This window comes from Thalassospira mesophila (assembly GCF_002115755.1).
GTDB lineage: Bacteria > Pseudomonadota > Alphaproteobacteria > Rhodospirillales > Thalassospiraceae > Thalassospira > Thalassospira mesophila.
In genome coordinates, this window is the sequence record NZ_JFKA01000001.1 from 193,858 (window position 1) to 205,747 (window position 11,890).

Annotated in this window: 11 protein-coding genes; 5 read left to right on the forward strand and 6 right to left on the reverse strand. The window is 52.1% G+C overall.

From position 1 onward, the window contains the following. Positions 1-4: 4 nt before the first annotated feature. The 3 genes from TMES_RS00905 to TMES_RS00915 all read right to left on the reverse strand — a co-directional run bounded on the left by TMES_RS00905 (position 5) and on the right by TMES_RS00915 (position 1,870). Positions 5-397 carry a hypothetical protein gene (locus TMES_RS00905; protein WP_245835151.1) on the reverse strand — a complete coding sequence of 131 codons (393 nt, stop codon included), beginning with the start codon at positions 395-397 and terminating at the stop codon, positions 5-7. Positions 398-518: 121 nt separating this feature from the next. Next, complete coding sequence (locus tag TMES_RS00910; protein WP_143589496.1) at positions 519-1,295, reverse strand: hypothetical protein; 777 nt, start codon at positions 1,293-1,295, stop codon at positions 519-521. An 11-nt stretch (positions 1,296-1,306) separates the two neighbouring features. After that, entirely contained in the window at positions 1,307-1,870 is a 564-nt protein-coding gene (locus TMES_RS00915; protein WP_245835152.1) for a DUF3576 domain-containing protein, read from the reverse strand. Positions 1,871-2,012: 142 nt separating this feature from the next. Here TMES_RS00915 and TMES_RS00920 point away from each other — a divergent pair, with 142 nt between their 5' ends. Next, positions 2,013-3,158, forward strand: a complete 1,146-nt coding sequence (locus TMES_RS00920; protein ID WP_245835153.1) for a porin — start codon at positions 2,013-2,015, stop codon at positions 3,156-3,158. Between the two features lie 840 nt (positions 3,159-3,998). After that, positions 3,999-5,051, forward strand: a complete 1,053-nt coding sequence (locus TMES_RS00925; protein ID WP_085578549.1) for a porin — start codon at positions 3,999-4,001, stop codon at positions 5,049-5,051. Positions 5,052-5,167: 116 nt separating this feature from the next. On the opposite strand, the gene TMES_RS00930 is transcribed toward TMES_RS00925, so the two are convergent. Next, positions 5,168-6,409: a glycosyltransferase family protein gene (locus tag TMES_RS00930; protein WP_085578551.1), complete on the reverse strand. Its 1,242-nt coding sequence runs from the start codon at positions 6,407-6,409 to the stop codon at positions 5,168-5,170. Between the two features lie 77 nt (positions 6,410-6,486). Further along, a complete protein-coding gene (locus TMES_RS00935) occupies positions 6,487-7,110 on the reverse strand; it encodes a thiamine phosphate synthase (protein ID WP_085578553.1) in 624 nt (207 codons plus the stop codon). 50 nt (positions 7,111-7,160) lie between these two features. Between TMES_RS00935 and TMES_RS00940 the strand changes: the two genes are divergently transcribed. After that, on the forward strand, positions 7,161-7,874 hold the full coding sequence (locus TMES_RS00940) for a YggS family pyridoxal phosphate-dependent enzyme (RefSeq protein WP_085578555.1): 714 nt from the start codon (positions 7,161-7,163) through the stop codon (positions 7,872-7,874). A 231-nt stretch (positions 7,875-8,105) separates the two neighbouring features. On the opposite strand, the gene TMES_RS00950 is transcribed toward TMES_RS00940, so the two are convergent. After that, positions 8,106-8,795: a response regulator transcription factor gene (locus tag TMES_RS00950; RefSeq protein ID WP_085578559.1), complete on the reverse strand. Its 690-nt coding sequence runs from the start codon at positions 8,793-8,795 to the stop codon at positions 8,106-8,108. 240 nt (positions 8,796-9,035) lie between these two features. On the opposite strand from TMES_RS00950, the gene ribA reads away from it, so the two are divergent. Together ribA and TMES_RS00960 are read left to right on the forward strand one after the other, a co-directional pair. Next, positions 9,036-10,172 carry a GTP cyclohydrolase II gene (gene ribA, locus TMES_RS00955; protein WP_143589497.1) on the forward strand — a complete coding sequence of 379 codons (1,137 nt, stop codon included), beginning with the start codon at positions 9,036-9,038 and terminating at the stop codon, positions 10,170-10,172. A gap of 211 nt (positions 10,173-10,383) precedes the next feature. Next, positions 10,384-11,823 (forward strand): hypothetical protein, encoded by a 1,440-nt coding sequence (locus TMES_RS00960; RefSeq protein ID WP_085578563.1) that lies wholly within the window; start codon positions 10,384-10,386, stop codon positions 11,821-11,823. The last annotated feature ends 67 nt before the right edge of the window (positions 11,824-11,890 follow it).

Here is an 11,890-nt window from a genome sequence, read left to right on the forward strand (position 1 = left end):
AAAATCAGTTGGCACCGTGGATACCAATCGCAACCTGGTTTGCAATCTGGCGGGCCAGATTGCGCGCGGCATCTTCGCGGGCTGAGGATTTGGCTTCAAGACTGGCGAAATCGGACTGAACGAGGTTGAAGCTGGTTCGGGCGCGTAACGTACCGCTGCGCAGGATTTTCGTATCGGAAATCCGGACCAGTTTGTAAGCGCCAGACAGAATATAGTCAGAAACGGTTGCTTCGTTTTGTTTGGTGAAACCAAGATCATTGGTGGTTTCATCAATTTCAATCGACAGCTCATAGAGAGGCGACGACGTTTCGCCTTTCGGTGTCAGGTTTTCAAGCAGCACATTCCGTGTAAGTTGCCCGACACGATCATTGATCACATCAATTTTGACCCGCGACATGTCGTTCGTTTCTGATTGATTGCTCTGATTTTGCGCATATAGCGGCCGAAATCCGCACGCGCCAAGGGCAGGAATGCTCAGACAAAGAAACAACAATATGATCGGGCGCAGCGACATCTGTTCAGGACTCCGGTTGCTCGGGTATTTCTACGATCCCATAGCGATACAATAATTCATGTCCGATGTAAGGGCAAAACAAACACAAGAGTATCAGAAAGCTGATTTGGGCCTGATTTTCGACATCTGCAGGCTGCTGTTTGATTTTTTGAAACAGGCTGCGCAGTGATGCGATGGCGATATGAAGACGGCAGGCGACGATAGCATCCGTGATCTGGCTTATTTCCAAGGTTAAATCCGGTTTGTCATCGGCATTATAATGCGCGTTGTTAATCGCGGCAGTGCCAAAGTTAGCGCCGATTAGATTTGTATCGGGTGTGTCAAAAAATGCCCAAACCTGACGCAACCAGCGCCATTGTCCGACCAGATCTTCAAGTTCAAGCCGTCGAGGCCGGTGCAGGGGAACGTCGGACAGGACCGCCAGCGTAACGATATCGGGGCCAACCTCGCGGGTCAGGTCTTCAAGACCTGGAATATCATCCTGAAATATGATCGGCGCGGCAGTGATGTTGACGTCGGGATTGCTAATATCGGGCAAGTTTAGATCGGTAACCCTAATTGGGTTTCTGCTTTCAGGCCGCCTAAAATGGTGCCGGACATTGTGATTTATATGCAACGCAATATTAGTACGAAATTTTGCTGTATCGCTGTATTTGGCCGTTAAAGTCGCGATATGGGGGATGTTTTGCGTCGATAAAAACAATCCCCATCGGCTTTTGAGCGAATGGGGATTGTATGTCGGCGAAACGTAGCGTTCTGCGATGTGCTGGGATAGCGCCATAAAATCAGGATTTACTGGCTGCTGGCACTGTCGATACGCAATTGGCGGGCACGGGTCAGAATAGAATCTTCCATTGCCGTTACCGTTTTCGGATCAACAACGGCATCGGCCCATTCATTTCCACCTGCGCGAACCTGACGGAAAATGGAAACTTTAACGGCGTCCGAGCGCAACGCGGTGCCAAGAATATAACCGGTAATCTTGAACCGTTCATTCGGGGTCTCGGCCGGGCTGTACCAGTCAGTAATAATGACACCGCCAAAAGGATCTGCCGAGTTAAGCGGCATAAAAGAAAGGGTATCAAGGGTCGCGCGCCACAAAAAGCTGTTTACGCCGATGCCGGAACCATTGTCCTGTTTCTTGGTATCATTACCGAAAATGTTAAGGCCGCTATCGCCAAAAACACTTCCCTGTTTTTTCATATCCGCCCGGGTGGCGGAACGGCCCAGAACACGGTCATTGCCCGGGGCGGAACCAGGATAGTTGTCATAGTCTGACTGCGACGCTCCGCCGCAAGCAGCAAGGGCGGAAACCAGGGTGCAAGCGGCAATCAATTTTAATTTGGAAACAGTCACTTTGTGCGGCCTTCTGATCAGTCAATGGCAATGCTGAGCGCACTATAAGCAGCAAATGCAGGGAGGGCAAAGGAAACAAGTGTGTCCTTTTCGCCACAGCGCGTGAAAAATGTTACATTGTCGCCACAGTTTGGTTGACGGGGTGGAAAAATGCTGGCTCCATAGCGTCGAACCGGGCGGCAAAATAATTGTCGTTCACACTTCAAATAACCGCTTAAGCGGGTTGAAGAAGACGTTGAGGGAAAAGATGAAAAAGATTCTTATTGCGACCAGCGCACTCGTCGCTGTTGCTGTTGCAGGCCAGGCACAGGCCTCTGAAAAAATCAAACTGTCGGTTGGCGGTTACATGGAACAGTGGGCAGGTATTGCTTCGCAGGACGATTCTGCAAGCAACATCAACGCATTCCAGTCTGATACCGAAGTTTATTTCACTGGTTCAACCACGCTTGATAACGGCATTGAAGTTGGCGCTGTTATCCAGCTTGAAGGTGAAACCTCAGGCGATCAGATCGACGAACAGTACCTGTACATCAACGGTTCTTTCGGTCAGGCTCGTATGGGTGAAGGCGATGGCGCTGCTGCTGCCATGGGTATCACTGCTCCGGCCGTTGGCCCGGTTGGCGTGAACGACGGTGACCTGTCAAACTGGGTCCAGATCGATGCAATGCCTGACACCGTCTGGGATGCTGGCGATGATCCCAAAGTTACCTATTACACCCCGATTATGGGCGGTTTCCGCGCTGGTGTTTCGTACACCGACAGCAGCGATGCCAAAAACGACGGCCCTGGCAACGATACCGGCCAGAATACCACTGGTGGCATGCCGGTTGTATCGCTTGGCGTTGAATATAACGGCGACTTCGATGGTTTCTCGCTTGGCCTGTCGGCTGTTGGCGAACATCAGGGCGGCGGTGAATGGTTCAGCGTTGGTACCAACCTTGGTTTTGGTAACTTTACCGTTGGCGGTTCTTACGGTGTGAAAGCCAAAGACTACGGTGTTAATGACAACGTCGCTGACAAAGCTGATGACACCACTGGTTTCGACATTGGTGTTGCTTACAAGATGGATGCAGCTTCGGTTTCCCTGTCTTATGCAAATGGCGACATTGTTAACGATGCTGCTGGCAATGGTTCTGACATCGATACCGTTGATCTCGGCCTCGCATATGCTCTTGGCGCTGGCGTTGATTGGAAGACCTCGATCTTCTGGTTCAATGCTGACGGAAAAGGCAACATTTCTGACAATGACGGCTACGGCGCCGTTACCGGTATCAAATTGTCCTTCTAATCTTCAGATTAGTTGTACGAATTGGGAAGGGAGCATTTTTGCTCCCTTCTTTTTTTGTCTGAATTTTCTTTCTTGATAGATTAGCCGGTGGTTTCGCAAGGTAACTGCGAATGCGAGTTATATGATGCTTTCCGAGATGAGAAGCGGTTGGATGGAGCATTGCGTTAGTCTCGGAATTTTTTAATGGACACCTTATATTTGGGCTGTTTTCAGGGCTTACTGTGTAAATTGCCAGTTCGGGCTGCAAAATGGCTGCGATTACAATGTGTTCGAATCGTTGTGATTTTAAATTGATGGCGTTTGAACAGGGGTTTAGCCAAATCTCTGTGACATTCTTTGTGTGAAGCGTTCTGGCTCTGTAAAAATGAGCATTCGTCGCCAGATGAATTAAAAGCAGGATCCCTCATTTCCTGAAAATTTGAACCTCTATATTGGCGGAATGTCATTGCCACTTTGCTGCGTATGGAGTCGTGCTACAGGCCCGTTTTGGGATTTTTCACGGGTCTCTGCGGGCATCCGTATTGGCTTTCACGTCAAATAGTCGGCTGTGCCAGTTTGAAATGCGGCAAAATAATGACTGGCGGTCATTAAATCTTCTTATTTTAGTTTAAGCAATGCCATGTAGCTCATCGGAAATGGCAATCCATGTACATTTTTTAGCGGATCGCACCGAATGGACGGATAGACTGTGATCTTTTTATCACGCGCTGGGTAAAAACATCACGCTTGCTGTCGCTTTCAATTGACCAGCGGTCATTTATTGGATTAATTGGCTCTCAGCAAACAGAAAAATGTTCTGCTAACCAACGCCAACAGCGTTTGTTTTCAATGAGGGAAAAGATGAAAAAGATTCTTGTTGCGACCACGGCTCTTGTCGCCGTTACCGGTTTTGCCGTTTCTGCCAGTGCATCCGAAAAAATCAAACTTTCGGTTGGCGGTTACATGGAACAGTGGGCTGGTATCACCGATCAGTCAGACGGCTTTGACAACGTCAATGCTTTCCAGTCCGACACCGAAATCCATTTCAAAGGTTCGACCACCCTTGATAACGGCATCGAAGTTGGCGCTGTTGTTGAACTTGAAGGCGAAACCTCAGGCGACCAGGTTGACGAACAGTACCTGTACATCAATGGTTCTTTTGGTCAGATCAAATTGGGTGAAGATGATGGTGCCGCCGACGACATGGGCATCACTGCACCGGCAGTCGGCCCGGTTGGCGTCAATGACGGCGATTTGACCAACTGGGTTAGCACCTACCTTCCCGATACCGTACCGAGTGATGGCGATGATCCCAAGATCACGTATTTTACCCCGGTCATGGGCGGCTTCCGCGCTGGTGTTTCTTACACTGATAGCGACAAGGCCAAAAATGCTGGCGGCACCGGTGGTAATCTGGGTCAGGGTACAACTGAAGGTCTTCCGGTTGTTTCTGCCGGTCTGTCTTACGACCATGATTTTGATGGTGTTGCACTCGGCCTGTCCGCTGTTGGCGAACATAAAGGTCAGGGTAACTGGTACGGCCTTGGCGCGAATGTTGGTCTTGGCAACTTCACCGTTGGCGGTTCCTGGGGTCACATCGAAGACGATTATGGCATCAACGATCGCCAGACTTCTGGTGATGAAACCGATACCTATGACATCGGTGTTGCTTACGCCATGGACGCCGCAAAGGTATCTTTGAGCTACGCATATTCTGATTACGGCAATCGTTCGAGCAGCTCGACCGTTTCAAATACCGGCGAAATGAGCACGGTTGATCTTGGTCTTGCTTATCAGCTCGGCGCTGGCGTTGCATGGAAATCATCGATCTTCTGGTTTGATGATGACAACGACAATTCTGCTGCCGACAATGATGGCTACGGTGCTGTTACCGGTCTGCGTCTCGACTTCTAATCAAGTTGACGATCAGAAATCGCAAGAAAGAGGGTGCCTTTGGTGCCCTCTTTTTTTGTTTTATGTATCCATTTAACGATCGAAAGACTCGCAATACGTTCCCAATCAAAGGAACTTCATCTTAGCACGCGTGCCGAGATATCTGTTTTTACAAAACCCTCGAACGCCTCAAAATGTGCCGTAAGGTGACGCACACACGGAACCGGTTCTATCGTGGTCAGGTGCTGAACAAGGGCCGCATCCCGGCGGGTTGGCAGGGAAACCAGTGCGTCTTTGGAAACCGAGAGACTTCCCATACAGCCAATTTCGCCCTTTTCTGTGGCGTGCAGTTTGGCCAGTCCGCAAGGGGCGGCGCAATAATCGCCGCGATAGTCGCTTTGCCAGGCTTTGATATTGGTAAACCGGCCATGCAAAACAGCAGCCGAGGCCGAGGTATAAACACCGGTTCCCGGAACTCCGAACAGCTTGGTAATATGCGCGGGTCCGCTGTCGGCTACCACGACGTAACCTTGGCTGGCGATAAAGCCAATCAGCCCGCCAATGGTTTTAAAGCCATCAATCAGCTCGACATTGCCGGGCAGGGTACCAATGGCAGATTTATAGGCATCCTTTACCCCCTGATAGGCATTGAGAACAATTGATACCTTGGCCGCTTGCCCGCTGAGCGCCAATGCGGTGCGGGCAACAAATTGCGGTGGCAAGGTGCGCAGGGGGGACGATGCCATTGGCAAAATACCGATGTGTAAGCCGTCCACGCCGGGGGATGATCGTGATGATCGGGATATATCGGGAAGGGCGACAGGCGATATGCCAAACTCGCGGCACAGAACCCCTTCGCAATCAACCGGGGCAATCGCAATATCTTTCCAACCGGTCATTTCCGAAAGATCAATAATGGCATCAAACCGTTTTAACCGGGTGGCGGATATGAATAATTGGAAAATTTCGACATTTTCCATGGTGGCAAAGATATCGCTGGCACGGCCCGTGTTTAACAGCCCGATTTTACAGGCCGGATAAGCCGCCCGAAACGCGCGCAAAAACATCACCATGCCGACGCAATCGCCTAACGCATCGGCGGGAACCAAAAACAATACCCGCTTGCGGTCAAAGGTTTGCTGCCAGTGTGGCTTGGCCAGCACATCGAGATAGATATTGTCAGACACAATTTTAACCGATGCCGCCGTTGGTAAAACCTGCTGGCGCAAAAGCGAGGATACCCGGGTTATATAGCTGGCACTGCCATCGGATTGCTGGGCGATGTTTGTCGCAACATTGGGCAAGCCAAAGCTGAAAGGCTGCTTTGTTTTAAAACGGGTAAAACGGGCGCGCGACGGATGCAGGGAATGTGAAGCCAAAGTAGTGTCCTTTGGAAGGCGGCGAGGAAACAAGGTGGACCAGACGGATAAAGCGGCAAACAACAATGCAAGGCAATTTAGGTGGCAAAGCTGATCCCGGCAATGCCGCAAACTGGCGCGGATTTAATCTGGTATAAGCGATCAAAACGGATCCCGCCAAGGGCATAGGCCGCACAGCCACTTTGCGCCGCCAATGCCGCTAACCGGTGAAAAGTCGGGGCGGGCATTGTTTTGGCACCGGGATGGCTTTTGGTGGGAAATACCGGTGAAATAATCACGGCATCCAGACGGTGAATAAACGGACGCAAGCGATTGAATTGCGCCAGCCCGTGCAGGGAGGCACTGATCGCAAAATTGTGTGTGCAGGCAAGGTCAAGGAGGCGTGACAGGTGTTTTTGCCCATGGTCTGGCACATGAATACCGTCGGCTTTTACTCGAACTGCCAGGGCAACATCACTGGCCACAAAAAACAGATGCCCATATTTCCGGCAGGCACGGCGGATGCTGTTTGCCATTCTGGCCCGCTCGGGATGGTTATAATGACGAAAAATTACCATGCTGTGTGTGGGCAACCGGGCAAGGGCCGGGCGAGGGTCGGGCAGGCGCTGGTCGTCTGTCATGACGATAATGGCAGGCAAGGCGCTAGCAGGGGCGTTACGCAAATTGAGTTGCCGGGCAAGCTTTGCTAGTTTGGGCTCCATTGCGTTGTAACGTCCTTTCTTTTGGGCACTGAATCGGGATCTTGCATATTATGAGCGATCATAGCGTTTCGTCGGGCGATGTCGATATCGCCGCCAACCTTGCCCTTATTCAGGGCAACATAGATCAGGCCGCCACGTCTGTCGGGCGCGACAGCAGCGCGGTTACCCTGGTTTGTGTCAGCAAAACCCACGATGCAGATCATGTGCGCGGAGCGCTTGGTACCGGACGCCGTATTTTTGGCGAGAACCGGGTGCAGGAAGCCGCCGAAAAATGGCCGCAGTTAAAACAGGATTTTAGCGGTGTTGAACTACACCTGATCGGCCCTTTGCAAAGCAACAAGGCGCGCGAGGCCATGGCCCTGTTTGATGTCATCGAAACCCTGGACCGGCCTAAACTGGCCCGTACATTTGCCCGCCTGCGCGATGAAACAGGCCATTGTCCGGAGCTTTATATTCAGATCAATATCGGGTGCGAAGCGCAAAAGGCAGGTATCGCCCCGCAAGATGCCGATGATTTTATTGCCCAATGTGTGAATGAGTTGAAATTACCTGTGACCGGTTTGATGTGCATTCCGCCAGTGGACGAAGAACCGGCCCCGCATTTTGCGTTGCTGGGGAAAATTGCCGATCGCCATGGCTTGAAGATCCGCAGTATGGGCATGAGCAGCGATTACGAGACCGCAATTCGCCTTGGCGCCACCCATGTCCGGATTGGGACGGCAATTTTTGGTCATCGCGCCTATAATATCGACCAAAACGGCTGAAATAGCGCCGGATTTGACCAAAAAATCGGGTTTTGGCGACTTTTTGCTAAAATGCGGATGCGTGAAAATTTACCGGGATTGCAGGGCGAAATTCCGGCTGCGATAGCAAGACGGTGGGCGATCCGGTTTGTGAAAAAAATTGTGCTGTTTTTTAAGATGCGGCAAAAAAACCGCCTGCAGGATAACAATGCCATCATCGTTATCCTGCTTTTTGAATGCCGGTCTTTGCGCTCAGGGGACCAGTTTATAGCCACCAGGCTCTGTCACCAGAATAGTTGCGTTTGACGGGTCTTTTTCGATTTTTTGGCGCAACCGGTAAACGTGGGTTTCCAGCGTGTGCGTGGTTACCCCGGCATTGTAACCCCAGACTTCATCAAGCAGGGTTTCACGTGAAACGGGTTTATCGCCGGCGCGAAACAGAAATTTCAGGATCGAGGTTTCTTTTTCCGTCAGGCGAATTTTCTTTTCAGTTGTGGTTTCGATCAGAATTTTGGCGCTGGGCTGAAAGCTGTAGGGGCCAATGGCAAAAACCGCGTCTTCGCTTTGTTCATGCTGGCGAATATGGGCACGAATACGGGCCAGCAACACATTCAAACGGAACGGTTTGGTGACATAATCATTCGCACCGGATTCAAGACCTAAAATGGTGTCCGAATCGCTGTTGGCACCGGTCAGCATGATAACGGGGGATTTCACCCCGGCGCGCCGCATCAGTTTGCAGACATCGCGGCCATCAATATCGGGCAGGCCAACATCAAGCAAAATGACGTCAAAATAGTTGTCTTTAACGGCTTCAAGCGCTTCCTGGCCGCTATGGGCAACAACGCAATCAAATTCTTCATGCAGGCGAAGTTGTTCGGTCAGTGACTGGCTTAACGCCGTGTCATCTTCAACCACTAAAACCTGTTTTCCTGTCGTCATTGCCATCCCTTGCTGGTCCCTAAATTCGGTCTATATTCAGGCCCTGTTCTTTTTTGTGGCAATTAGGTGTGCGTTGCCTATTTGCAATATAAACGAGTCTCACACTCTAATCGTCACTTTTTCAAGAACAAACTGTTTTGGCTTTAGACATTGACGAACGAATGATCCAGCCCCATACCGGCCTGATCGCGATGTTGTGATCGCTTTGGCCCTGAAACGGTATTAAAATTAAGTATGACGATGACCACGCCCAACAGCCTTTCGGCCCGTTCCGAAATTTCAACAACCGAGCTGATTTCGGTTTCCCGTGCCGTTGCCGACTTGCGCCGGGGCGAAATGATATTGATCCGGTCTGCCAAAAGCGCAATCGCCGCGATTGCGACCGAGCCCTTGTCTGATCACGGGCTGGAACGTTTGCGTGCGATTGCCCTAAATGCCGCCGACATTGCCCTGGTGTTGCCGCGCGTGCGCGCTCGTGCCCTTGGCCATGTTGATGCCAACAGTGGTTTTTGTGCCCTGCAACCGCAAAATCATGCCAATGTCGATTGCCTGACATTGGGGGTTTGGGCCAATCCGCTGCTTGATATGGTTGAAAAACCAGTCGCAACCTGGCGCACCACCCAATCCGACGAAGATGCCGCCATTCGACTGGCAAAGCTGGCACGTCTGTTGCCCGCCATTGTCAGCGTGCCGGTGGACCCGGCAAAAATTGATGAATTTGCCACCCGTGAAAACCTGCTGATTTTGGCGGAAGAATGGGTAAATGGCTATGAAGATGCTGCTGCCGGGTCGTTGCGCCAGGTAAGCGAAGCGCGTGTGCCGCTGGAAAATGCGGAAAATACCCGCGTTGTCGCCTTTCGCCCGGCCGATGGCGGGCAGGAACATATTGCCATTATCATTGATGAACCGGCAGCCGACGTGCCGGTATTGGTGCGTTTGCATTCCGAATGTTTTACCGGCGATCTGATCGGGTCGTTGCGTTGTGACTGTGGCCCGCAATTGCGCGGTGCCATTGCCGAAATATCGGCCAGTGGCAAAGGCGGCATTGTTTTGTATCTGCGTCAGGAAGGGCGCGGCATTGGGCTGGTCAATAAATTGCGTGCCTATGCCTTGCAGGACCGCGGTTTTGATACGCTCGATGCGAACGAAGAACTGGGTTTTGATGCCGATGAACGGGTGTATCGCCCGGCGGCCGAAATGTTACGCCAGCTTGGTTTTTCATCGGTGCGGATCTTAACCAACAACCCGGAAAAACTGCGCGGGCTGGAAAGCTGGGGCGTTGAGGTTAGCGAGCGTGTGCCGCATAAATTTCCCTCGAACGGCCATAATGCGTTTTACCTGCAAACCAAAAAAGAACGGGCCGGGCATTTGTTTTAAAGGCAGGCTCCGCCCGGTTCGGTTTGATCTTTGATGTAAAAACATCCGCATGTCCCGGCAGCTTCTGCCGGGACATTTGTTTGTGCGGGTCTTTATGCCGGGTTTCTGGCCCTTTGATCGGGGCTATTTTGGGGCAGAATCCTGAAAATAACGCCGAAAATCCCAATTTGGCATCATGGTTGCATATCTCTTTGCCAAGAGGAGGATCGCGATGTCGATAGGTGCAGATTGGCGGCAATTATCGCCCGGTGCAGGGGCACAAACGGCAAATGGCGCACAACAAGGTGCAGCCAAAACCGGTGCAACTGCGCAAGAAGCAGATGAAAACGGTGAATCGGGTGGATTTGCCAGTTTCCTGTTTGGCGATGATGGCTTTGATTTTGGCGACATCATTGATGTGATTAATCCCCTGCAACATATTCCGGTTGTTGGGGCGCTGTATCGCGAATTGACCGGCGACCAGATGGGCAATGCCGCCCGCGTTGTTGGTGGCGGCCTGTTTGGCGGTATTTTTGGCCTGGCCGGGGCGGCAATTGATGCCGCGGTTGAGGGAACCACTGGCGAAGACACGGGCGCACATGTTCTTGCCCTGTTTGAGGGCGATGACAGCGATGCTGACCCTGCCGCTGCAACCGCAGTGGCGCAGAACGATGATGGCGCTGGCAGTGCCAAAACCGGTTTGGAAAGTGCTGCCGCGACGCAAGCCGGGGCCAATGGTCTGGTCTTGCCGTGGTCGGTTGGCGATACCTCAATGGCATCGGTCATGGCCGGGAATCAGCCGGGCGCACAACAGGCCCAAAATCAGGCGTTACCTTTTGGTAAAGCATCGTCGGGGGCTGAAAATGTTGTCCAAAATCCGGGGGTAACGCCGGTATCGGCCGCCAGCCAAGCGGCATTTTCTGCCGGGATGCCCTTTGCCGGGGCAAATAATGCGGCCGCGGCAACGCAAAACCCCAATTCATCCTCGTCCTTTGAAGATGCCGCAACCCAGGCCGGTAAATCAGCCGACCCGGCAGAACTTGCCGTTACTTTGGCGCGGGCAGGGCACAGCGATTATGCCTCCAAACTGTTGGCACAGCGCGACCCGGTTACGTCATCTGCGCGCTTGTCGGGCAATGTTCATATCAATCATGACAAGGGTGCGACGGTGTGGCAGCGGGCCGGAAATACCGGTCGTGTTGCCGGCCCGGTATTTGGCAATGAAATTCAGGGTGAATTGATCAAGGCGCGATCCCAACAGAGCGCGTTTTCGGACAATATAAACCCCGCGATGATGACCGATGCCGTCGCCAGCGATGGTTCGGCAAACGGCCCGGTATTGTCGGCTGCTGAAATGGCAGCCCGGTTTAATTCGGCGCTTGGGCTGGGGCCTATGGCTCAATCAGATAATGACACGGGCGGGAATAACAATGCCCCGTCACGGTCACGCAATGACAACCAACCGGTTGCCCACAATAACCCGCGTGGAACGGCCACACAGCCAATGGCAGCCAATGCCGACACGTTGGAGGCGCATCCTTTGGTGCGCGAAGCCGAACAGCATAATGCCGGTCAGGCCCCGGTTGGGGCATGGTTTAGCCAGACCATGATGGATGGTTTGCAAAAATACCAAGCCATGCAAAAGCAGCAAAGATCTGGTGGTTCGATCTGATCAGGCAATTTTTCGAATTTTGGGCCGTCAGATGCAGCCGCGCTGATCATAAAAGGCCCGATCCCGG

What these genes read in the sequence shown, in the direction of transcription:
- TMES_RS00905 (WP_245835151.1), bottom strand. Translation starts at nt 397, where the DNA reads ATGTCGCGGGTCAAAATTGATGTGATCAATGATCGTGTCGGGCAACTT.
- TMES_RS00910 (WP_143589496.1), bottom strand. Translation starts at nt 1,295, where the DNA reads ATGGCGCTATCCCAGCACATCGCAGAACGCTACGTTTCGCCGACATAC.
- TMES_RS00925 (WP_085578549.1), top strand. Translation starts at nt 3,999, where the DNA reads ATGAAAAAGATTCTTGTTGCGACCACGGCTCTTGTCGCCGTTACCGGT.
- TMES_RS00935 (WP_085578553.1), bottom strand. Translation starts at nt 7,110, where the DNA reads ATGGAGCCCAAACTAGCAAAGCTTGCCCGGCAACTCAATTTGCGTAAC.
- TMES_RS00940 (WP_085578555.1), top strand. Translation starts at nt 7,161, where the DNA reads ATGAGCGATCATAGCGTTTCGTCGGGCGATGTCGATATCGCCGCCAAC.
- TMES_RS00950 (WP_085578559.1), bottom strand. Translation starts at nt 8,795, where the DNA reads ATGACGACAGGAAAACAGGTTTTAGTGGTTGAAGATGACACGGCGTTA.
- ribA (WP_143589497.1), top strand. Translation starts at nt 9,036, where the DNA reads ATGACCACGCCCAACAGCCTTTCGGCCCGTTCCGAAATTTCAACAACC.
- TMES_RS00960 (WP_085578563.1), top strand. Translation starts at nt 10,384, where the DNA reads ATGTCGATAGGTGCAGATTGGCGGCAATTATCGCCCGGTGCAGGGGCA.